This window comes from Pseudomonas sp. TUM22785, from assembly GCF_028198105.1.
In the GTDB taxonomy this organism is placed as follows: Bacteria; Pseudomonadota; Gammaproteobacteria; order Pseudomonadales; family Pseudomonadaceae; genus Metapseudomonas; species Metapseudomonas solani.
The window spans coordinates 6091494-6113522 of the sequence record NZ_CP116239.1 but is presented as its reverse complement, the minus strand read 5'-3'; the positions used below and the strand labels follow the sequence as shown (position 1 = coordinate 6113522).

General features: G+C 65.3%; 20 protein-coding genes and 1 other RNA gene. 11 read left to right on the top strand and 10 right to left on the bottom strand.

Annotated elements, in window-relative coordinates:
* The first annotated feature begins 1 nt into the window (after position 1).
* Together PI990_RS27820 and PI990_RS27815 are read left to right on the top strand one after the other, a co-directional pair.
* The gene (locus PI990_RS27820) at positions 2–3130 is read left to right on the top strand and encodes an efflux RND transporter permease subunit (protein ID WP_271659104.1); all 3129 of its coding nucleotides are present in this window, start codon (positions 2–4) and stop codon (positions 3128–3130) included.
* 99 nt (positions 3131–3229) lie between these two features.
* Positions 3230–4420 carry a multidrug effflux MFS transporter gene (locus PI990_RS27815; protein ID WP_021217163.1) on the top strand — a complete coding sequence of 397 codons (1191 nt, stop codon included), beginning with the start codon at positions 3230–3232 and terminating at the stop codon, positions 4418–4420.
* Here PI990_RS27815 and PI990_RS27810 read toward each other — a convergent pair.
* From PI990_RS27810 to PI990_RS27800, 3 genes are all read right to left on the bottom strand, one after another.
* Complete coding sequence (locus PI990_RS27810) at positions 4417–4596, bottom strand: hypothetical protein (protein WP_021217162.1); 180 nt, start codon at positions 4594–4596, stop codon at positions 4417–4419. The genes PI990_RS27815 and PI990_RS27810 overlap by 4 nt on opposite strands.
* Before the next feature lie 361 nt (positions 4597–4957).
* Entirely contained in the window at positions 4958–5971 is a 1014-nt protein-coding gene (locus tag PI990_RS27805) for a zinc-binding alcohol dehydrogenase family protein (protein WP_271659103.1), read from the bottom strand.
* 15 nt (positions 5972–5986) lie between these two features.
* The gene (locus tag PI990_RS27800; protein ID WP_184492271.1) at positions 5987–6280 is read right to left on the bottom strand and encodes a putative quinol monooxygenase; all 294 of its coding nucleotides are present in this window, start codon (positions 6278–6280) and stop codon (positions 5987–5989) included.
* 96 nt (positions 6281–6376) lie between these two features.
* Between PI990_RS27800 and PI990_RS27795 the strand changes: the two genes are divergently transcribed.
* The 3 genes from PI990_RS27795 to PI990_RS27785 all read left to right on the top strand — a co-directional run bounded on the left by PI990_RS27795 (position 6377) and on the right by PI990_RS27785 (position 10798).
* Complete coding sequence (locus PI990_RS27795; RefSeq protein ID WP_271659102.1) at positions 6377–7312, top strand: LysR family transcriptional regulator; 936 nt, start codon at positions 6377–6379, stop codon at positions 7310–7312.
* Positions 7313–7393: 81 nt separating this feature from the next.
* Positions 7394–10009: a PAS domain S-box protein gene (locus PI990_RS27790; RefSeq protein ID WP_271659101.1), complete on the top strand. Its 2616-nt coding sequence runs from the start codon at positions 7394–7396 to the stop codon at positions 10007–10009.
* A gap of 135 nt (positions 10010–10144) precedes the next feature.
* On the top strand, positions 10145–10798 hold the full coding sequence (locus PI990_RS27785; RefSeq protein WP_271659100.1) for a 7-cyano-7-deazaguanine/7-aminomethyl-7-deazaguanine transporter: 654 nt from the start codon (positions 10145–10147) through the stop codon (positions 10796–10798).
* Positions 10799–10983: 185 nt separating this feature from the next.
* On the opposite strand, the gene PI990_RS27780 is transcribed toward PI990_RS27785, so the two are convergent.
* Both PI990_RS27780 and PI990_RS27775 read right to left on the bottom strand, forming a co-directional pair.
* Positions 10984–11484 (bottom strand): hypothetical protein, encoded by a 501-nt coding sequence (locus PI990_RS27780; protein ID WP_271659099.1) that lies wholly within the window; start codon positions 11482–11484, stop codon positions 10984–10986.
* Positions 11481–12284: a transcriptional regulator gene (locus PI990_RS27775; RefSeq protein ID WP_271659098.1), complete on the bottom strand. Its 804-nt coding sequence runs from the start codon at positions 12282–12284 to the stop codon at positions 11481–11483. Before PI990_RS27775 ends, PI990_RS27780 begins: the two co-directional genes overlap by 4 nt.
* A gap of 295 nt (positions 12285–12579) precedes the next feature.
* Here PI990_RS27775 and PI990_RS27770 point away from each other — a divergent pair, with 295 nt between their 5' ends.
* Both PI990_RS27770 and ycaC read left to right on the top strand, forming a co-directional pair.
* The gene (locus PI990_RS27770; protein ID WP_271659097.1) at positions 12580–13539 is read left to right on the top strand and encodes a quinone oxidoreductase family protein; all 960 of its coding nucleotides are present in this window, start codon (positions 12580–12582) and stop codon (positions 13537–13539) included.
* Positions 13540–13762: 223 nt separating this feature from the next.
* The gene (gene ycaC, locus PI990_RS27765; protein WP_265168064.1) at positions 13763–14392 is read left to right on the top strand and encodes an isochorismate family cysteine hydrolase YcaC; all 630 of its coding nucleotides are present in this window, start codon (positions 13763–13765) and stop codon (positions 14390–14392) included.
* 69 nt (positions 14393–14461) lie between these two features.
* Here ycaC and PI990_RS27760 read toward each other — a convergent pair whose 3' ends face one another.
* Positions 14462–14734 (bottom strand): helix-turn-helix domain-containing protein, encoded by a 273-nt coding sequence (locus PI990_RS27760; protein WP_271659096.1) that lies wholly within the window; start codon positions 14732–14734, stop codon positions 14462–14464.
* Between the two features lie 155 nt (positions 14735–14889).
* Complete coding sequence (locus tag PI990_RS27755) at positions 14890–15588, bottom strand: hypothetical protein (protein WP_271659095.1); 699 nt, start codon at positions 15586–15588, stop codon at positions 14890–14892.
* An 803-nt stretch (positions 15589–16391) separates the two neighbouring features.
* Here PI990_RS27755 and PI990_RS27745 point away from each other — a divergent pair.
* The 3 genes from PI990_RS27745 to PI990_RS27735 all read left to right on the top strand — a co-directional run bounded on the left by PI990_RS27745 (position 16392) and on the right by PI990_RS27735 (position 17465).
* Positions 16392–16610: a DNA-binding protein gene (locus PI990_RS27745; RefSeq protein WP_271659094.1), complete on the top strand. Its 219-nt coding sequence runs from the start codon at positions 16392–16394 to the stop codon at positions 16608–16610.
* A gap of 192 nt (positions 16611–16802) precedes the next feature.
* Positions 16803–17066: a hypothetical protein gene (locus PI990_RS27740; protein ID WP_021222349.1), complete on the top strand. Its 264-nt coding sequence runs from the start codon at positions 16803–16805 to the stop codon at positions 17064–17066.
* Between the two features lie 192 nt (positions 17067–17258).
* A complete protein-coding gene (locus PI990_RS27735) occupies positions 17259–17465 on the top strand; it encodes a carbon storage regulator (protein WP_271659093.1) in 207 nt (68 codons plus the stop codon).
* Positions 17466–17555: 90 nt separating this feature from the next.
* Here the strand turns inward: PI990_RS27735 and ssrA are convergent.
* Positions 17556–17930: a transfer-messenger RNA gene (gene ssrA / locus PI990_RS27730) on the bottom strand.
* 144 nt (positions 17931–18074) lie between these two features.
* On the opposite strand from ssrA, the gene PI990_RS27725 reads away from it, so the two are divergent.
* Complete coding sequence (locus PI990_RS27725; RefSeq protein WP_271659092.1) at positions 18075–20993, top strand: ATP-binding protein; 2919 nt, start codon at positions 18075–18077, stop codon at positions 20991–20993.
* 348 nt (positions 20994–21341) lie between these two features.
* On the opposite strand, the gene PI990_RS27720 is transcribed toward PI990_RS27725, so the two are convergent.
* Together PI990_RS27720 and PI990_RS27715 are read right to left on the bottom strand one after the other, a co-directional pair.
* Positions 21342–21587 carry a hypothetical protein gene (locus tag PI990_RS27720; RefSeq protein ID WP_271659091.1) on the bottom strand — a complete coding sequence of 82 codons (246 nt, stop codon included), beginning with the start codon at positions 21585–21587 and terminating at the stop codon, positions 21342–21344.
* A gap of 103 nt (positions 21588–21690) precedes the next feature.
* Entirely contained in the window at positions 21691–21969 is a 279-nt protein-coding gene (locus PI990_RS27715) for a hypothetical protein (RefSeq protein ID WP_271659090.1), read from the bottom strand.
* Between the last annotated feature and the right edge of the window lie 60 nt (positions 21970–22029).

Genomic DNA, 22029 nt, shown 5'->3' with positions numbered 1-22029 from the left:
CGTGATCTCACGCTTCTTCATCGACCGCCCGGTGTTCGCCGCGGTCATCTCCATCGTCATCATCCTCGGCGGCCTCGCGGCCATGCGCGCGCTGCCCATCGCCCAGTACCCGGAGATCCTGCCGCCGCAGGTCTCGGTCACCGCCAGCTACCCGGGCGCCAGCTCCCAGGTCATCGCCGAGACCGTGGCGGCGCCGCTGGAGCAGGAGATCAACGGCGTGCAGGGCATGATCTACCAGCTGTCCAACTCCGACAGCAACGGCGCCATGAGCCTGACCGTGTACTTCCAGGTGGGCACCGACCCGGACCAGGCCACCATCGACGTCAACAACAAGGTCCAGGCCGCCCTGGCCAAGCTGCCCGAGGAGGTGCGCCGGCAAGGGGTGAAGGTGGAGAAGAAATCCTCCGACATCCTCCAGGTGGTCACGCTGTTCTCCCCGGATGATTCCCGCGACCCGATCTATATCAGCAACTACGCGCTGATCAACGTGATCGACGAGCTCAAGCGCATCCCCGGCGTCGGTGACGCCAGCCAGTTCGGTTCCAAGGACTACTCCATGCGCATCTGGCTGCGGCCGGACAAGCTGGCGCAGTACGACCTGACCCCCAGCGACGTGGTCAAGGCCATCCAGGAGCAGAACTCCCAGTTCGCCGCCGGCAGCTTCGGCAAGCAGCCCCTGAACCAGCCCCAGGACTTCACCTACACCGTCACCACCAAGGGCCGTTTCACCGAACCCAAGGAGTTCGAGAGCGTCATCTTGCGCACCGACTCCACCGGCGCCAGCCTGCTGCTCAAGGACGTGGCGCGGGTGGAACTGGGCGCCCAGGACTACTCGCTGATGACCTCGCTGAACGGCCAGCAGAACGCCGCCTTCGGCATCTACCTGCAACCCGGCGCCAACGCCCTGGACACCGCCGAGGCGGTGGAGAACACCATGAAGCGCCTGGAGAAGCGCTTCCCCGACGGCATCGCCTACAAGATCCCCTACGACACCACCAAGTTCGTCAAGGTCTCCATCGAGGAGGTTATCCACACCTTCGTCGAAGCCCTGGTGCTGGTGATGCTGGTGGTCTTCATCTTCCTGCAGAACTGGCGCGCCACGCTGATCCCGGTGCTGGCCATCCCGGTGTCGCTGATCGGCACCTTCGCCGGCATGTACATGCTCGGCTTCTCCATCAACCTGCTGACCCTGTTCGGCATGGTGCTGGCCATCGGCATCGTCGTGGACGACGCCATCGTGGTGCTGGAGAACGTCGAGCGGGTGATGCGCACCGAGAAGCTCAGTCCGCGCGATGCCTCGATCAAGGCCATGGAGGAGGTCACCGGGCCCATTGTCGCCATCGTCCTGGTGCTCTGCGCGGTGTTCGTCCCGGTGGGCTTCCTTGGCGGCCTGGCGGGGCAGATGTATAAGCAGTTCGCGATCACCATCGCGGTGTCGGTGGTGATCTCCGGCATCGTCGCGCTGACCCTGTCACCGGCGCTCTGCGCCCTGCTGCTCAAGCCCACCCACGAGGAGCCGGCGGCGCCGTTCCGCTGGTTCAACCGCTTCTTCGACCGCGCTACCGACGGCTACACCGCCGGCGTGCGCTTCTTCCTCAAGCGCAGCGTCATCGGCCTGCTGCTGTTCGGCGGGATGATCGCGCTGATGGTGGTGCTGTTCGGCCGGGTGCCCGGCTCGCTGGTGCCGGATGAAGACCAGGGCTATGTGATCAACGCCTACTTCCTGCCCCCGGCCGCCTCCCTGACCCGCACCGAAGAGGTCACCAGCGCGGTGACCGAGCAACTGATGAAGCACCCGGCGGTGCAGGACGTGGTCACCTTCGCCGGCTTCGACGTGCTCACCTTCGGCACCCGCAGCAACGCCGGGGTGTCCTTCGTGCCGCTGAAGGACTGGAAGGAGCGCACCACCGACGAACTGGACGCGCGCAACCTGCCACCCAGCTTCATGGCCATGGGCGCCGGGCAGAAGGATGGCGTGGTGATGACCTTCAACCCGCCGCCGATTACCGGCATGAGCACCACCGGCGGCTTCGAGGCCTACATCCAGGACCGCTCCGGCGGCAGCGTCCAGCAACTGGAAGAGACGGTCACCAAGTTCATCGGCGCCATCTCCAAGCGCCCGGAACTGGTGGGGGTGAACACCACCTTCAACGCCAACGTGCCGCAGTACTACGTCGACCTCGACCGCACCAAGGCCCGCGCCCTGGGGGTGGCGGTGAACGATGTGTTCACCGCCATGCAGTCCACCTTCGGCAGCTACTACGTCAACGACTTCACCCTCTACGGGCGCACCTGGCAGGTCAGCCTGCAGGCGGAGTCCGAGTTCCGCCGCAAGCCCGAGGACCTCAGCCAGGTCTATGTGCGCTCGGCTTCCGGCGACCTGGTGCCGCTGTCGTCCCTGGTGCGGGTGCAGCGCATCCTCGGGCCGGACTCCTACGCGCGCTTCAACGTCTACCCGGCGGCCAAGATCCTCGGCGGCCCGGCGCCGGGCTACAGCTCCGGCCAGGCTCTGGCGGCCATGCAGGAGGTGGCGGACGAGGTGCTGGGCGAGGACTACAGCATCGGCTGGATCGGCTCGGCCTACCAGGAACTGGCCACCCAGGGCTCGGGCAGCAAGGCCTTCATCTTCGGCCTGGTGCTAGTGTTCCTCATCCTCGCCGCCCAGTACGAGCGCTGGACCCTGCCCATCGCCGTGGTCACCGCCGTGCCCTTCGCGGTGTTCGGCGCCATCCTCGCGGTGTGGATGCGCGGGCTGTCCAACGACGTGTACTTCCAGGTGGGGCTGGTCACGCTGATCGGCCTGGCGGCGAAGAACGCCATCCTCATCATCGAGTTCGCCGTGCTCTGCCGCGAGGAGGGCAAGGGCATCTTCGAGTCCTCGCTGGAGGCGGCCAAGCTGCGCTTCCGCCCCATCGTCATGACCTCGCTGGCCTTCATCCTTGGCTGCGTGCCCCTGGCCATCAGCACCGGCGCGGGCTCGGCGAGCCGACATTCGATCGGTACCGGGGTGATTGGCGGTATGCTTGCCGCCACGTTGCTGGCAACCTTCCTCATCCCGATGTTCTATCTGCTGGTGGAATCCGCCGCCGACAAGCTGGGTCGCAAGAAGAAGGCACCGGCGACCGAGTGACGCGCCCGCCTCGCTGAACATCGAACCACGCGATCGCTCCACGGTCTTTTGCAGTCCACGGCGCCGCCCTCGGGGCGGCGCCCTGTTTTCAGGTGAACCATGAATTTCCGCATCCTGCTGATCCTCGGGTCGCTCAGTGCCTTCGGCCCGATGGCCATCGACTTCTACCTGCCGAGCTTCCCGGCGCTGGCCCAGGCCTTCTCCACCGACGTGGAGCACGTGCAGTTGAGCCTGGCGTCCTATTTCATCGGCCTGGCCATCGGGCAGTTGCTCTACGGCCCCATCGCCGACCGCTTCGGCCGGCGCCTGCCGCTGCTGGTGGGGGTAAGCCTGTTCACCCTGGCCTCGGTGGCCTGCGCCCTGGCGCCGAGCCTGGAATGGTTGATCGGCGCGCGCTTCGTCCAGGCCCTGGGTGGTTGCGCGGGGATGGTGGTGTCACGGGCGGTGGTGCGCGATCTCTGCGACCCCATCACATCGGCCAAGGTGTTCTCGCAACTGATGCTGGTGATGGGCCTGGCGCCGATCCTCGCGCCCCTGGGCGGCGGCCTGCTGTTGGACCTGTTCGGCTGGCCGTCGATCTTCTTCGGGCTGACCCTGTTCAGCGCCCTGGTGCTGACCGGCGTCTACCTCTGGCTGCCGGAAACCCTCACCAGCGGCGACGAGCGCCCGCCGTTGCGCGGCGCCCTGGGCCAGTACAAGCGCCTGCTGGGGGATGGGGTGTTCATCGGCTACGCCATGACCGGCGGCCTGTCCATGGCCGGCATGTTCGCCTACATCGCCGGTTCGCCCTTCGTCTTCATCGAGCTCTACGGCGTGCCGGCGGAGCACTACGGCTGGCTGTTCGGCGGCAACGCCCTGGGCTTCATCCTGGTGGCCCAGGTCAACGCCTGGCTGATGCGCTTCGGCGGGCCGGCCTACTGGATGCGGCGGGTGGTGTGGTTCTACCTGGCGTGCGCGCTGGCGCTGCTGGCGGTGGCCCACGCGCATACCGAGGCGCTGTGGCCATTGCTGGTGCCGCTGTTCGGCTGCATCGCCAGCCTCGGCATCATCATCCCCAACGCCTCGGCCAGCGCCATGGCCGGCCAGGGCCGCCATGCCGGCAGCGCCTCGGCGCTGATGGGCAGCCTGCAGTTCAGCGTGGCGGCGGGTGCCGCCGCGCTGGTGGGGGTGTTGCACGATGGATCGGCGATGCCGATGGCGATGGTGATCTGCCTGTGCGGCGTCGGTGCCGTGTGTGCGTCGCTGGTCACCTGGCGGCTGACCCGGGGCCAGCCGTCGGTGCTCGGCTAGCCCGCAGCCCGCTGTTTCAGCTCGGGCAGCACGTGCGGTGCCTTGAGCCGCGCCTCCAGCGTGGCGACGAAGCGTTGCGCCTCGGCCTCGCTGCGGAAGCTCACCGCGTGCTGGTCCATGCAGACCTGCCAACTGTTGCCCTGGGTGGTACGGAGTGGTCGGACTATGACGTTCATGGTGCCCTCTCCCTGAGAAAGTGAGCCCCCAGTGTAGACCCGGGTAGATGACAGAAAATGACCCGGATCAAATTGCCGACTGGTGGTGGACGACCGTTCGGCGGAGGCGCTGGGCCCACGATATGCACCCCGCCAGCATCGACGTATTCGTAGGATGGGTCGGGCGGCGCTCCGCGAGCCCAGCGAAACCCATCGATGCAGAGCTTCATGCATAACGAAATGCCATTCCCGGCCCCGCTTGGTGGAGGTAAAAAGCGACCTCCACCCTACGCAGTGGTCATGTCCGCGCAGGGGTTCGCTGTTGTGGGAACTCATTCGCGATGGGGCGCCCAGGTGGACACCCCATTGGCAGGCGAGGACCTCAGAACCCCTCGAGCACGATCTTGCCCTTGGCCTTGCCGCTTTCCAGCAGCGCGTGGGCGCGCTTGAGGTTGGCGGCGTCGATGCGGCCGAAGTGTTCGCCGAAGGTGGTCTTCAGCACGCCGGCGTCGATCAGCTCGCTGACGCGGTTGAGCAGCCTGTGCTGTTCGATCATGTCGGCGGTCTCGAACATCGAGCGGGTGTACATGAACTCCCAGTGCAGCGAGATGCTCTTGCGCTTGAGCTTGAGCACGTCGAGGCCGGCCGGGTCGTCGATCAGCGCCAGCTTGCCCTGGGGCGCCAGGGCTTCCACCAGCTGTTCCAGGTGCTGGTCGGTCTGGGTCAGGCTGGCGACGTGGGTGACGCTGTCGAGGCCGATGCGCTTGAGCTCGGACGCCAGGGGCTGGCTGTGGTCGATCACGTGGTGGGCGCCCAGCTCGCGGACCCAGGCCTGGGTTTCCGGCCGCGAGGCGGTGCCGATCACGGTCAGGCCGGTGAGCTGGCGGGCCAGCTGCACGAGGATGGAGCCGACGCCGCCGGCGGCGCCGACGATGAGCAGGCTCTGGCCCTGGTCGGCCTTGCCTTCGGCGATGCCCAGGCGGTCGAACAGCAGCTCCCAGGCGGTGATGGCGGTCAGCGGCAGGGCGGCGGACTTGGCGAAGTCCAGGCTCCGGGGGCGCTTGCCGACGATGCGCTCGTCAACGAGGTGCAGCTCGGCGTTGCCGCCCGGGCGGGTCAGGGCGCCGGCGTAGAACACCTCGTCGCCCGGCTGGAACAGGGTCACGTCGCTGCCCACGGCCTTGACCACGCCGGCCACGTCCCAGCCCAGCACCTTGGCCTGGCCGTTCTCCGGCTGCACGTTGCGGCGGATCTTGGTGTCCACCGGGTTCACCGAAATGGCGCGGACCTCCACCAGCAGGTCACGGGCGCCCGGGGTGGGGGCGGGCAGTTCGACGTCCTGCAGCGCATCGGCGTGGTCGATGGGCAGGGACTGGTAATAGGCAACGGCTTTCATCGTGGGCTCCTGGGTTCAGGCGAGGCGATCGAGAAGGGTGAGGGTGACGCCCTTGAGGCGGCTGCCATGGGCATCGCCGAAATGGCGGTAGTGGGCGGTGGCCTTGTGGGCCTCCAGGGCGGCGTCGTCGCGCCAGGTTTCCAGCATGACGAAGCGCAGCGCGTCGGCGCGGTCGCGGTGCAGGTCGTACTGCAGGCAGCCGGGTTCGCTGCGGCTGGCGGCCACCAGCTCGCGCAGGGCGGTTTCCACCGCCTCGGCCTGGCCGGGGAGGGCATCGATATGGGCGATCAGGTGGAGCGAGGGGGTCATGGCGGCTTCTCCGGGGTCGATGGCGCATAGGTTGAGCCATTTCGCGGCGAAGAAAAATCAGCTAGAAGACGACAGTCTTTCAAAGGATTTTTGAAAATGCTGCGCCTCGACGACCTCAGCGTCTTCGTTCGTACCGCCGACCGTGGCAGCCTTTCCGCCGCCGCCCGCGAGCTGGAGATCTCCCCGGCCGTGGCCAGTGCCGCCCTCAAGCGCCTGGAGCAGCGCCTCGACGCCCGCCTGTTCGCCCGCTCCACCCGCAGCCTGCGCCTGACCGCCGAGGGCGAGCAGTACCTGGTGCACGCTCGCGCCGCATTGCAGAGCCTGGACGAGGGCCGCCAGCAGCTGGCCGGCGGCAAGAGCGACATCGGCGGGCTGCTGCAGCTCTCGGCGCCCTCGGATTTCGGCCGCAACGTGCTGCTGCCCTGGCTGGACGAATTCCAGGCCGAGCACCCGCGCCTCAGCGTGCGCCTGTTCCTCAGCGACCAGGTGGCCGACCTGTTCCGTCAGCCGGTGGACATCGCCATCCGCTCCGGCGAGCCGGAGGATTCCAGCCTGGTGGCGCTGCCCCTGGCACCGGGCAATCGCCGCGTGCTCTGTGGTGCGCCGGATTACTTCGCCCGCCATGGCCGGCCGCGCACGCCGGAGGAACTGCACCGGCACAACTGCCTGTTGTACCTGCTCGGTGGCCGCGTGCATGACCAGTGGACCTTCCACGAAGGGCGCCGCAGCCAGGTGGTTACGGTGGCCGGCGACCGGGTCTGCGATGACGCCGACGTGGTGCGGCGCTGGGCGGTGGCGGGGCAGGGGCTGGTGTACAAATCCTGGCTGGACGTGGCCGCCGACGTGCGTGCCGGGCGACTGCAGCTGGCCCTGGAGGATTACCTCGGCGAGCCCACGCCGCTGAACCTGATCTGCCCGCACCGCGCCCAGTTGAGCAAGCCGGTGAACCTGCTGCGCGAGTTCCTCCGCCAGCGCTGCGGCGAGCTGCTCCTCGGCGCACCCTGGCAGGGGGTGGCCCAGACGCCGCGCTGAGCGTCACAGCCCGCTGTTGTGCGGGGCGCGCCATTCGCTATTGTGATGGAGCGTCCCCGACGAATCGCAGACTGCCCGGAGATGAGCCGTGGTCACCAGCTGTCCAGCCCCATCCGCCTTCCGATGCGCCCGGCCTTGAGTGCCGCCCCGGCCGTGCCCGGGCGCTTCGGCGCGACCCTGCTGCTGGTGTTCCTCGGCTACCTGCTGCTGGCCCTGGGCGCCGTGTGGCTGGCGCGGCAGCCGGGCACCATCGCCACCCTCTGGTACGCCAACGCCTTCGGCATCACCTTCCTCTGGGCCCAGCCACTGCGGCGCTGGCCGGCGCTGCTGGGGGCGATGCTGCTGGCCAACATGATCGCCGGGCGGTTGATGGGCGACACCCTGGCCATGTCCGCCAGCTTCCTGCCGGCCAACATGCTGGAGATGATCCTCGCCGCCGCCCTGCTGCGCCGTACCGGCGTGGCGCTGAACATGAGCCGCAGCCCTTCGGCCTTCCTGCGCTTCATTCTCCTGGGGGCGCTGCTGCCGCCGCTGGTCAGTTCCACCTTCGGGGCGCTGATCGTGCAGAGCATCGGCTATGCCGGCTTTGGCCGGGTCTGGCTGTCCTGGTACGAGGGCGCGGTGCTGGGCACCTTGTCGATCCTGCCGCTGACGGTGCAGTTGCAGCAGCACGGCCTGCAGTCCCTGCGCTCGCCGAAGCGCCCTAACGAACTGTTCTTCTACGTGCCGCTGGTGCTGCTGGTGACCCTGGTGGCCCTGCGCCTGCTGCCTTCGCCCTTCGTCTACCTGTCGTTGCCGCTGCTGCTGGCGGCGGTGCGGCTGCCCTTCGCCGGCACGGCGCTGCTGGTGACCCTGACCTCCTTCAGCGGCGGCCTGATGATCGCCATGGGCGGGCTGGAGCTGCCGCCGGTAACGCCACTGTGGCAGGAGATCACCCTTTACCTGCCCTTGCTGCTGTCACTGCTGCCGCCCCTGTTGCTGGCTGCCGCCGTGGAGCAGGGCCGGCGACGCCAGCGCGAACTGGCGGCCAGCGAGGCGCGCTTCCGCGATGCCATGGAGCACTCGGCCATCGGCATGGCCCTGGTGGGGCTGGATGGCCGTTTGCAGCGGGTCAACCGCGCCCTGTGCGAGATGCTCGGCTACTTGCCGGACGAGCTGAGCGCGCAGAGCTTCCAGGGCATCACGCATGCCGATGACCTCTCCGGCGACCTGGAACTGGTGCAGGACGCACTCGCTGGCCGTCGCGACAACTATCGGCTGGAGAAGCGCTACCTGCGCCGCGACGGCTCCGCAGTCTGGGCACTGCTGGCGGTGTCGCTGGTGCGCGATGCGGAAGGGCGGCCGCTGTACTTCATCGCGCAGATCGAGGACATCGACCGGCGCAAGCGCGCCGAGGCCGAACTGGCCGAGCTGGCCCAGCGCTATTCCCTGGCCACCGGCGCCAGCGGCGTAGGTGTCTGGGACTGGGACCTGATCAGCGACGACATGATCTGGGACGACAGCCTGTTCCGCCTCTACGGCATGCGTCCGCTGGGGCGGCCGGTGAGTTACGAGGAGTGGGCGCGCTTCGTCCACCCCGGCGATATCGACGCCATGCAACGTGAGCTACAGCGTGTGCGCGAAGGCCTGGCGCAGCTGGACGTGGAGTTCCGCGTCACCCTGCCCAATGGCGATGTCCGCGCCTTGCGTGGCCACGGCAGCCTGGCCCTGGACGCCGAGGGCAAGCCCACCCGGATGATCGGCACCAACTGGGACGTGACCCAGTTGCGCGAACTCACCGAACGCCTGAACGACGAGCGCGAGCGCCTTCAGGTGACGCTCAACTCCATCGGCGACGGGGTGATCACCACCGACCTGGACGGCCGCGTGCGCTTCCTCAACCCGGTGGCCGAACGCCTCAGCGGCTGGAGCACCGCTGCGGCCCGTGGCCAGGCCATCGAGCGCGTGCTGCCCCTGGAAAGCGAAGAGGGGCGGCCGGTGGCCAGCCCGGTGCGGCCCTGCCTGGAACTGGGCACGGTGGAAAGCATTCCCGGGCACTCGTCCCTGCGCCATGGCGCCGGTGGCCTCATCGCCCTGCGTGGCCAGGCGGCCCCGGTGCGCAGTGCCGAAGGCGAGCTGCTCGGCAGCGTGCTGGTGTTCACCGATGTCAGCGAGGCGCGGGCCATGCAGAAGCACCTGCGCTACGCCGCCACCCACGATGCCTTGACCGGGCTGCTCAACCGCCCGGCCTTCGAGGACGCCCTGGCGGAGAGCTGCCGCGAGGTGGAGCAGAACGCCGGGCACAGCGTGCTGTTTTTCATCGACCTGGACCACTTCAAGCAGGTCAACGACAACGCTGGTCACGCCGCCGGAGACGAACTGCTGCGGCGCATCTCGCGATTGATGCAGGACCTGGTGCGCAGCGGCGACCTGCTGGCGCGCCTGGGCGGCGACGAGTTCTCGATGATCCTGCGCAGCTGCCCCCTGGTCCAGGCGGAGATGCTCGCCGCGCGGTTGATCGAACACATCCAGGCGCTGCGCTTCGAGTGGGAAGGGCAGGTCTTCAAGGTCGGCGCCAGCGTCGGCCTGGCCACCCTGCGGGCCGGCAACAGCGAGCCGGCCGAGCTACTGCGCCAGGCCGATATCGCTTGCTACCAGGCCAAGAACGGTGGGCGCGGTCGCCTGGCGGTGTACGCCGAGGCGCTGGCGCACGGCTGAGGCCCGGCCGCCGACGAAAGCACTGGCTCGACGTCTTTTTTTGACGCGCGGGTCAAGTTAGAATGCGCGCCGTCGTGGCCATGGGGCTGCGACATGGGTTCCCTAACCCCATCGGCAAAAAGGATGTGAATCACCATGCCCGCAGCTCTTCCCACGGTCTGGCGCCCCGCGCTGACCGGCCTCATCGCCTTCCATATCCTGATCATCATCGCCAGCAACTACCTGGTGCAGCTGCCCATGACCCTGTTCGGTTGGCAGACCACCTGGGGCGCGTTCAGCTTCCCGTTCATCTTCCTCGCCACCGACCTGACAGTGCGCCTGCTCGGCAAACAGGCCGCGCGCCAGGTGATCGCCCGCGTGATGCTGCCGGCGCTGGCGGCCTCCTACGTGGTCTCCGTGCTGTTCCAGGATGCGGCCTTCCAGGGCTTCGGCGCCCTGGGCGAGTTCAACCTGTTCGTCGCCCGCATCTCGCTGGCGAGTTTCCTCGCCTACGTGCTGGGGCAGATCCTCGACATCCAGGTCTTCGATCGCCTGCGCACGATGCGCCAGTGGTGGATCGCCCCGGTGGTCTCCACCATCGCCGGCAACCTGCTGGACACCTTCACCTTCTTCTCGGTGGCCTTCTGGCACAGCGACAACCCCTTCATGGCCGAGCACTGGGTGGAGATCGCCACGGTGGACTACGGCGTCAAGCTCAGCGTCAGCCTGGTGCTGTTCGTGCCGCTCTACGGCGTGCTGCTCAACGGCATCCTGCGGGCCATCACCCCGCGCAGCGAACGCCCGGCCTAAACCCTCGCAGACACTGCGAAAACGTTCGGGTCGAGTCGCCTAGGTGATGGCTTTCGCTGCGCACTGCTCCATCCCGCAGTGCGGTTCTGAGTCTTCTGAACGCATCTTTCTTTGCTTCGGACAGAGGCACTACCTGCCATGCCTTCAGTGTTGTTGCGCGGGTGAGCGGGCCGGGCAGCCCTGGTTCATAGGGCTTCGTTGGCGCGCCTGAAGGGCCCCCGGCTCTTCTGCGGGCAGAAGATGTGCCGTGTTTCCACGGCCCAGAAGCAATCACCCAGGGGCTCCATGCGGATTCGTGAGCCGCGTTGGTTGCTGTAGAGCAGGTTGAGCATCACCTCGTCGTCGTTGCCGCTGGTCTGCAGGGCATCGGTCGGGCCGCCACTCTCGACCAGCAGGCTGAGGTGGCCGATGAGGTCGCGCTCCACCCGCCCGGATGTTTCCAGCAGGCTGCGTCCGTAGCGGGTCATCGTATAAAAGCGGCCGTCGCGGAAGAGGGTCCAGTGGACGATGTCCAGCACCTGGCCATTTTCGAGCACCACCTGGCCGTTGGCGGCGTACTGGCCGTCGATCATCTGGGTCGAGTGCGTGCCATACCACAGCGAAGCTGGCGCCAGGCCCGAGGCCAGCACCGAGAGCAGAACCAGCAAATGGCGGCGGGGCCGCTGGCGAAGACGCTGAAGCGTCATTGCAGGCACCTCGCCAATTGGGCCTCGGGGACCGAGTCCACGATGTTGCGTTGCACCATCAACCAACTGGCGCTGCGCCCGTCGTGCAGACAGACGATCTCGTAGAAGTCGGCGCTGCGAAACACCAGCAAGTGAGTGGAAGCGCTGACCAACGATTGCAGGCGCGGGTTGAGCACGGCCGTGTCGCGGACCAGTTCGCGGAGCGCCTCTTCGTGCTCATCGAGGTAGGTGATGGTCAGCGTTCCCAGTTGCATGTCCTGGGTATGAAGCCGCTGCTCGGAGAGCTGGAAGCACAACAGCCCGGTGATACAGAGCCCGATGGCGATGGGGGAGCACAGGGCTATCAGCCAGGGTCGGGTCCAGTATGGCGTCGGCTTGCCCCCGGTGGCACAGGGTGGCGTGGCAGCTATCGGCAGGAGTCGTTCTTCCTGCGTGTCACTGGTCGCAATGCCGCTCGCGGTGCTGATCAGGAATAGTGGATTGAACCTGTAACCGCGCCGTGGCAGCGTCTGAATGATTTCGTGCTGCGTCTCGTCCGCGAGCGCCTGGCGCAGTGTGTCGATCTGCTGGGTGAGGCTGCCCTGGCTGGCGATGCGATCCGACCAGGCATGGTTGAGCAGCGCTTCGCGCGGCACCACCTCGCCGGGCGCGTTGAGCAGCAGTTCGAGCACGCGGCTGCCGGAAACCCCGAGGTCGATGCGCTCCTCCGCGCCATTCCCGTACAGGTCCAACTGGAATCGCGAGGGGTAGAACCGGGCGTAGCGATTCGTTCGACCGGTTCTGATGGTCATGTACGGCATAGGGGGGCTCCTGTCGCCTGGTAGCGGGGCGGGCTCGCGCTCTATACGTGCAGGCTGACCCCGGGGAGAAAAGCAGGGAGAGGATAGGGGTAGCCAAGCGGGGCGGATCTGCCTGGACTGCTGTTTTGGCGTAGGAGGAATTTGCGCCAAACCTGTTGAAAGTTCTTGGCCCGGTAGGTGGCACACGAGGCCTTTCTCAGGGGCACCGCTGCTTATATTCGGCGTACGACCTGCGTGCCACCGATGGCGGGTGAGGGGTAGCATCCCGGTTTTCCAACCCGCTCCGGAGCCCGCCATGAAGGCCGCCGTCGTCCATGACTTCAACCAAGCACCGCGCTACGCCGATTTCGCCACCCCCGAGGCGGGCGAGGGGGAAGTTCGGGTGCGGGTCCGTGCAGCAGCGTTGAGCCAACTGGTAAAGGCGCAGGCCTCAGGCCGGCACTACAGCAGCGGCAAGGTGCTGCCGCTGGTGCCGGGCGTGGACGGGGTCGGGGAGCTGGAGGATGGGCGGCGGGTGTACTTCGCCTTCCCGCGCCCGCTTTACGGCGCCATGGGCGAGTACAGCGTGGTGCCTGCAGCGAACCTGGTTGAGGTGCCCGACGGGGTGGATGACGTCACCGCAGCGGCCATCGCCAACCCCGGCATGTCGTCCTGGGCGGCGCTGATCGACCGGGCGAATTTCCAGTCCGGCGAGAGCGTGCTGATCAACGGTGCCACCGGTGCCTCCGGGCGCCTGGCGATCCAGGTGGCCCGTCACCTCGGTGCTGGTCGCATCACCGTTACCGGGCGCAACGCCGACAGCCTGCGCACCCTGGGCGGCCTCGGCGCCGATGCGGCCATCCCGCTGGACCTGCCGGCGGACGAGCTGAAGGCGCGCTTCCGCGAGGTCATCCAGGGCGATGGCGCCAACGTGGTACTCGACTACCTCTGGGGCGCTTCGGCCGCCACCTTCCTCGCCGCTGCATCCGGTCACGGCAGCCGCGAGGCCGAGCCGCGCGTGCGCTTCGTGCAGATCGGCTCGATCTCCGGCAACAGCATCGACTTCCCCGGCGCCGTGCTGCGCAGCTCGGGCCTGGAACTGATGGGCAGTGGCCTGGGCAGCCTCTCCAACGCCGGGCTGGTGCGGGTGGTCGGCCAATTGCTCGCCGCAGTACCTGCTGCGGGCCTGACCATCGACGCCGAGGCGGTGCCGCTGGCCGAGGTGGAATCCGCCTGGAACCGGGCCACGGCATCGCGGTTGGTGTTCACCCTCTGATGCGGGCCTAGAACCCTCCCGGGCCAGCAGCCACTGCCGGCCCGTTTTCCCTCATGCGTGTGTCGTTATCGTTCCTGAAATAGAACGCTAGAGCTGATTTTTGCAGTCTGGCGGCGAAAGGGGGCCGAATTTAATCTTTCCCACATGCAGTCAGCCACTGCAACGAAGCGAAAGAAACCAACGCCGAACCGGCACCCAAACATCGAAAAGCGAGGAACGCACCATGACCAATTTCACCTACAACCGTCTCGACAAAGACAACGCCGCCGTCCTGCTGGTGGACCACCAGGCTGGCCTGCTCTCCCTGGTTCGCGACATCGAGCCGGACAAGTTCAAGAACAACGTCCTGGCCCTGGCTGACCTCGCCAAGTTCTTCAAGCTGCCGACCATCCTTACCACCAGCTTCGAAACCGGCCCCAACGGCCCGCTGGTCCCCGAGCTGAAAGAGCTGTTCCCGGACGCGCCCTACATCGCCCGCCCCGGCCAGATCAACGCCTGGGATAACGAAGACTTCGTCAAGGCGATCAAGGCCACCGGCAAGAAGCAGCTGATCATCGCCGGCGTGGTGACAGAGGTCTGCGTGGCCTTCCCGGCCCTCTCCGCCCTGGAGGAAGGCTTCGAGGTGTTCGTGGTGACCGACGCCTCCGGCACCTTCAACGAGATGACCCGCAACGCGGCATGGAATCGCATGAGCCAGGCCGGCGCGCAGCTTATGAACTGGTTCGGCGTGGCCTGCGAACTGCACCGCGACTGGCGCAACGACGTGGAAGGCCTGGCCGCCCTGTGCTCCAACCACATCCCCGACTACCGCAACCTGATGACCAGCTATGCGGCGTTGACTGGCAACAAGTGATGGGGTGAAGCGAAGACCGAAATGAAAAGCGGGAGCCTTTTGGGGCTCCCGCTTTTTTTGCTTTTGGGGTCAGTCGATTTCGTTTTCCTGACGCCTGCCGAATTGATCGAGCAAGGGCTGAATCTCCCGCAAGAGCGCAAAGGGTTCCGCGCCGAGGCTCTGCACGACCAGCAGGAACTCGACCACATCGAGCCGCCTTTCGCTGCGCTCGTATTTGGAAACATAGGACTGAGGACGCAGCAGCTTCTCTGACAGCTGCTGTTGGGTCATACCCGACTCATTGCGCGCTGCGATGAGCAATTCGAGCAGGCGTTGGTAGGGCAGGGAGTTGATGGTTTTCATGGGGTCACCGGAACGAGGGCCGGTGGTTTGAATAAACCCATTTCAGGCTTATCCCGGAATGGGTTACTCATGATGGGCTGGAGGTGATGCAGCAGAGACATGGGCACATCAGGGGCACGCCAGAGGCAGAGAGTCAGGTTTGCTTTTCATGGCCCTCATCCCATCGGGCTAAAGCTGCTTGCCGACGAACAGTACCGCTGTTTCAGCCAATCACTCCTGGCCTCTCGGTCGCTCTGATAGCGGCTCCCCCACTTTCTGCACGCCTGCTTGAAATACTGCTTGGCACCTTTTCGGCATTCCCGATAGTCAATCGAGCCGCGCTTGTGGTTGCCGCAGACGCTGCCGCCATCGATGTAGTTATTCACTACGTTCCAGTGGGCGAGGTACTGGCCACCGCCGCTCCATTTGTCGACCCAGTGGCTATCGCTTTCCACGTTTCGGCGGCGTGTCGTTGAGGGTTGCGCGTTCTGTTCGTAGGCGATTGATTGCCTGACCCCTTCCATGCTCACCACATTGTCGGGCTGGCGTGGCGTGTAGTTGTGGTCGTTGAAGTCGGTCTGCCGAGCGCGGGTTTGCTGCTCCTGTTTTTTGACGTTGGCCCAGAACATGTCTTCGGCCTTTGGTTGCGTTGGATCGGTGTCTACGAAGGGCGGCAGCGAGGACTGTTCATAGTGCTGTTGCTGAGCCTGTGCGGCGGGCTTCGGGTCTTGCAGGAGGGGGAGATTGACGCCCGCCAGGTAGAGCAGGCTCAACGCGACGCTGGTTCCGATGACTCCTGCGGCAAGCCATTTGCCGGCTTCTGCTGTTCGTTTGCGATGGAGATAGCGCGGGGCGTCGTTTCTGTCGGCTTTCATTGACCACTCCCTGTCAATGTCTGGTGCCTGCGGGCACTCGCTGTTTGCTACTCAGTCTCGTCGCTTGGCTCGCTCGAGACAGGGTCGTCTGGGCTGATCTGCCCTACCTCAGGCATCTCCTCGCCTGTCAGGAGCTACCAGCGGAACTGGGGGTAGACCTTGGCGATTGCCAGGATCTCCTCCTCCTTGATCTCTCTGTTCTTGGAGGGATTCTTGAGGTTGCTCCAGGTGTAGCGGCTGATCCCGGTCAATTCCTCAAGCTTCGGGAGCCTGATTTCCGATCACGACAGGATGGTGAGAACACGCTCTTTGATCATCCTTTTTGTTCATTGACTGGGGCAAAATGACTCACGTCGTTTAACTCTAACCAGGCCTGAGTCAAATTGACGTTATCCAGGGTTGAGGTGGGATTAAGTTCAATTTGAGCTCTTCTCATCGAAGTCCGGACTGGTTTGCCCTCCTTCCGGAAGAATTTTCCCACTCGCAATCCAAAGCGCGTACTGAGGGAAAGCGCTCACAAGCACATCGATCTCCTCTGTGCTAACACGCACAGCCCCTTTGCTCACATTGAGCCAGCGACTGTGTTCGGTATCGCTCAATTGGCTAAGTTTTTTTGGGCCGATCTTCTTGATTAGCAGCCTTGCCCTATCTGCAGAGCTTTCCATGTAGTCAGACAAACCGCATTTTTCGAGGTAACTATTGACTTTTAATCGATCGAGTCAATAATTGACCTGGTTAATTATTGACTTGATTGCCGCTCAAGCCGCTTGAAAGCCCAACATAGTGCAGCAAAGGCCAAGGATGTGGAAGGAACCGACCTAACGCTCAAACACCTGCTCTGCGCACCTCCGATCATGCCGTGGCGCGAATTCGCCGACTGGATACGCATGGGGGATGAACACAACATCGTCTGGGGATGGATTCGCAACGGCTACATCCCCTCACACAAGCTGGGCAAGCATGTGATGGTCAACGTCGCGTTGCTGATCCGTGAGCTCGTGGAAAAGGAGCGGGGGTCGTGAGGGAGAGGGGAGGGCGTCCCGGCGGCTTGCTACCTAGGGCTCACGCTGAAGTGTCCGTCTGGCCCATGGCGGAAAACATCAACTGGTTGGAGTACGGCTGTGGCTCTACCAGGAGTCTGGCCGACTCACGCCGCGCTGGGCATGCTCGTTTTTATGCGAAACGGCCTGATAGCCGAACCAAGGAGGTGCGCCATGAATGATCCCGATCCGCTTTCACTGACCCATCAACAACGTCGCCTTCGTGAACTGCGCGAGCGGTTGGAGTCGAGGCTGCATACGGTTCAGGTGATCGCCGAGATCATTCTGGATAACGCTGCGTTTCGGGAAGGCTTCCCCGGGCCCTGGTTTGGCGAGTACCGGGAAGGGGCATTGATGGATGCTGTGGTGCAGCTGTCGCGTAGCAATCTCGAAGATTTTTCTCGGTTGCTGGAGATGCAGAGGGCGCAGGAGGAGTGAAGGGAGGTCGGGTTCGAGAAATACTCGTTGAAATACCATTGCACGAGCTTCGCCAGGTGTATGCGCCTATGCACCCGGGCATAGAGATGCCGTCCTTGGTGACAGGGAATTCTCCGAAGCCATCCACCTGCCCTCGCCCTGGTCCTTTTCCTGTGCTGTCCTCTACCTCAGGAGAAATCGGAGGTACGTCACGTGCAATTACATGAAGGCGTCTGCCGGCTGGGCGATGTGGTGTCGATCAACCTCCTCGATGGGAAGCTGGGGACGCAGGTGATGCGACTGTTGCTGACCCAGGGGATCGAGGTCGAGGTGCTGGAGGTGCGGGGCGATTCGGTGAAGCTGGCGGTGAGAGCGCCAAGCGGGATGCTGATTGTGGAGGAGTTGGGCTTCCCTCCGTAGTCGCGTCTTCTTGCTGTTGCTATGGGCGGGCTTGTCGACGCCCAAAGAAAAAGCCCCTGGAGATCTTGCGATCTTCAGGGGCTTTGCGTTTGGTGGAGCCGGGGGGATTTGAACCCCCGTCCGCCAGTGCGCCGCTTTCGGGACTACATGCTTAGCCAAGTCTACTGAGTTAGCTCTTTGCGGCCCGACTGGCAGGGTGCTCAGAGCGAGCTGTATAAGTTTTAGCCGTTACGTCTACAGCGAACTTGGCGGCGATCCTGTTCTATCTGACAGTCATTTCGGGTTTACAGGCATCCCCTTATGACTGCTGGCGGCCGAAGCCACCAGAAGGGTTAGGCCGCGAGGGCCGCCCCGTAGTTGTCGTCGTTGGCAACTATAAGTTTGCAGCAGCTGATTTACGAGGTCTGCTACCAGCTCGGCATGCCCCTAGAGTTTTGTTACCGGCGTCGAATCCTAATCGGCCCCAAAAGCTTCTAGTGGTAAAGCTAGACGGGCGATGGTACGCCAAAGGCGTTGCCGCGTCGACCTTCAGTGCACAATTGGGCTGTCCGCCGGCTTCGCTTATGATTGCCAGCTATTGTCAGGATGTCCCTCAAACGAGTCCTCCGAATGCCGCGCTCCCCCCGTTATCCGTTGCGCCAGTGGATTTGGCGTGCGTTCGTGCAAAGCGCGCTGATCCCACTGATTCTGGTGGAGTCGGTGCTGATCGCCGTCTATCTGCTGACCAACAGTGCGATCCGTGATGCGCAGGTCGATTACCTGCAGCAGAGCGCGCTGGAGGACCTGGGCAGCGCCGTGCGCCGCGAGGGCAAGATCATCGATGGACGGCTGCAGAGCATCGAGGTGCTGGTGCGGTTGTTCCGTGACAGCGCCGGCCGCGCGCTGCTCGATCGCAGCTACCAGCCGGATGCCCTGGAGCATTCGCGCCATCGCCTGAGCGAAGATGGGGTGTTCTACACCCAGAGCGACGATGGCCGCTCGGCCTCCTTCTATGCCAACAGCACGCCGGTGGAGCGCCAGGACCACGAGAAAGCCCTGCGCCTGTCGCAGCTGGACCCCTTGATGCGCTCGATCCGCGAGAGCGACCCGCTGATGGCGGCGGTGTATTTCAACAGCTGGGACAGCTACAACCGCATCTACCCCTTCTTCATGACGCCCGAGCAGTATCCCCATGACATGGTGATACCCGATTACAACTTCTATTACCTCGCCGACGCCGGGCATAACCCGGGGCGCAAGGTGGTCTGGACCGACGTCTACCTCGACCCGGCCGGGCAGGGCTGGATGATGTCGGCGATCTCGCCGGTGTATCGCGATGACTTCCTCGAAGGCGTGGTCGGCCTGGACATCACCGTGGGGCAGATGCTCGGCGCCATCAGCAACCTCAAGGTGCCGTGGCAGGGCTACGCGATGCTGGTGAGCCGCGACAACAGCATCATGGCGCTGCCGGCGGCGGGGGAGCGTGATTTCGGCCTGCGCGAGCTGACCCGCTATTCCTACGAGGAGGCGGTGCGCCGCGAGGTGCTCAAGCCCGAAGACTTCAACCTGGCCAAGCACGCCGAGATGCAGCCCATCCTGCAGGCGATGAAGTCCGGCGAGGGCAACATGAAGGAAGTGCTGCTGGGCGGGCGCAAGCAGCTGGTGGCCTGGACCGAGATCCCGCAGACCGGCTGGCGCCTGATGATGGTGGTGGACGAGGCCAACATCTTCCGCGAGACCAACCGTCTCGCCGAGCGTTACCTGCAGATCGGCTACCTGCTGATCGCCGGCCTGGCCTTCTTCTATGCCCTGTTCTTCGCCTGGATGTGGGCCCGTTCGCGGCGCCTGAGCGACGAGCTCTCGGTGCCGCTGGCCGGCATCTCCGGGATGATGCAGCGCATCGGCCAGGGCGACTTCGGTCCCGAGGCGCCGAGCAGCCGGATCATGGAATTGGAGTCCATGGCCCTGGCGGTACAACAGACCGGCGACCAGTTGCGCGCCAGCGAAGAAGAGCGCGTCGAGGCCCAGCGCAACCTGGAGCTGGTGCTGGAGAGCACCACCGAAAGCCTCTGGGAAGTAGACGCGCGCACGCTGTCGATCAAGATGAGCGGGCGCTTCGTGAAACGCTTCGGCCTGCCTTCCGACGAGCTCAGCTTCAACGACTTCAACGACCGCGTGCACCCCGACGACGTGGAGCGCGTGCGCCGGCTGCGGCTGTTCTTCGCCGACAGCGACCAGGACAACTTCGATGCCGAATACCGCTTCGCCGATGCCGATGGCCAGTACGCCTGGCTGCTGAGCCGCGGCAAGGTGCTGGAGCGTGACAGCGAAGGCCGCGCCCAGTTGGTGGCGGGCACCCATGTGGACATCACCCGCCTCAAGCAGGTGGAGGACGAACTGCGCCGTGCCAGCCGCGAGGCCATGGCGGCGAGCCAGGCGAAGAGCCGTTTCCTCTCCAGCATGAGCCACGAGCTGCGCACACCGCTCAACGCCATCCACGGGTTCGCCCAGCTCATCGGGTTGGAGACCGAGGGCAAGGACGAGCGCCGCGAAGAGGCCGAGTACGCCCAGGAGATCGTCAACGCCAGCCGCCACCTGACCTCCCTGGTGGACGACATCCTCGACCTGTCGAGCATCGAGAACCGCCGCCAGCAGCTGCAGCTCAAGCCGGTGGAAATCGGCCCCTTGCTGGCCGGCTGCGCCGAGCTGATCCAGCCGGAGCTGCAGACCCGCCAGCTGCACCTGCAGATGATGACGCCGCCCGAGCCCGCGCTCTTCGTGCTGGCCGATGCCCGGCGCCTGCGCCAGGTGCTGCTCAACCTGCTGTCCAACGCGGTGAAGTACAACAACCCGCAAGGCATGGTCAGCCTCGGTTACGAGCTGCGCTCGGCCGGCGTGCGCCTGTGGGTGGCGGACAGCGGCTCGGGGCTCAGCGAGGAGCAGCAGGCCATGCTGTTCCAGCCCTTCCAGCGCCTGGGCCGGGAGAACTCCACCATCCCCGGTACCGGCATCGGCCTGGTGCTGTGCCGCGAGCTGGCGGAGCTGATGGGCGGGGAGATCGGCTTCAGCAGCACCCGCGACATCGGCAGCCGCTTCTGGATCGACCTGCCCAGCGCTGCGCCGCCGAACCAGGCGGATGCCGGCATCCAGGAAAGCCCACCGGCGCCGGTGCTGGCCCAGGTGCTCTGCGTCGAGGACCACCCGGCCTGCCTCAAGGTGCTCAAGGAAGGCCTGCGCGACATGGCCGAGGTCCGCGGTGCGGGATCGGTCGGTCGTGCCTTGTCGACCCTGGAAGCACAGACGCCGGCGCTCCTGCTGCTGGATCTGGACCTGCCGGATGGCGATGGCCTGGAAGTGCTCGATTACGTGCGACGCACGCCGCGCCTGCGCAGCATGCCGGTGATGGTGGTGAGCGCCGCGGTGGATGAGGCGAGCCTTTCGGAAGCGCGCCGTCGCGGTGCCGATGCCTGCCTGACCAAGCCGGTGGACCTGCAGCAGGTGCGCCGCCTGGCGCTGTCGCTGCTGGAACGGGAGCCGCCGGCCTTCTGAGGCGAGTGAACTCTCCCCGGGCTGAAGCCCGGGCTACCAGGGCTGCGCAGGCCATGCGCAGCCCTTTTTCATTTGAGCGTGGGAAGACACGTCCTTAGGGCGTGGTCATGGTCATCGGTTCTGCCTGTGACGATTCGAGCTGAGAACTGACAGGATGAGCTCGTGCCGTAGGGTGTGCCGCGCGCACCGCCGCACGGTGCCTCCGGTGAGCCCCAGGTGCGCGCAGCACACCCTACGTCCGGACTGAGCGGCGGCTGCATGCTCGAGGTCTGGTTGCGCCCCTTTCCCAGTGGTCAAAAGCAAAGCCACGTTCCAAGTGCGTGGATGTTTACAGGTGCCGGGCCAGGCTCATTCGCCGGCTTGCAGCATGTCGATGGCTTCCTTGAGCACCTTGGCCGATTCCTCGTGGTTGCCGGCCTTGTGCAGCTCTTCGCCTTCCGCGCGCAGGCGCTGGACTTCGGCCAGCAGGGCGGCATCGGAGGGCGGATCGGTCTTGAGCATTTCGTCGATCTTGGCCATGTCCTGGGGGCAGTGCATGGCCCAGAGCGGGGTGCTGATCAGGGCGGCGGCGATAAAGGCAGCGAGGCGGCGCATGGCGAGGCTCCTGGCGGGGGTGTCCAGGAGTATAGGCAGGGGCTGGGCGTTACGCGGGGCATGAAAAAGCCAGCGCGAGGCTGGCCTTTTCAGTAGGGGCGGGTCACTGGCTGGCGCCGTCGCTACCGCCTTCCTTGTTCGGCCCTTGCAGGCGCTGCAGCGCCATGTTGGACGAGTTGATGCAGGCTTCGGTGTCACCGGCGGTCTTGGCCTGTTCGGCCTTCATGCGCAGGTCTTCGACGTCTTTCTTCAGCGGGTCGCCCAGGGTGGTGTTGGTGGCCATGGCGTCGCTGATCTTCTGCAGGTTGATGGTGCAGAGGTCATCGGCGAATACCGGGGAGGCCATCAGGACGGCTGTAATCAACAGGGCAGTACGTTTCATGAGGGGTTCTCCTCTCTCGTGCTTTGGCACTCGGATAGGCCCTTTGTGGAGGCCGAGTGG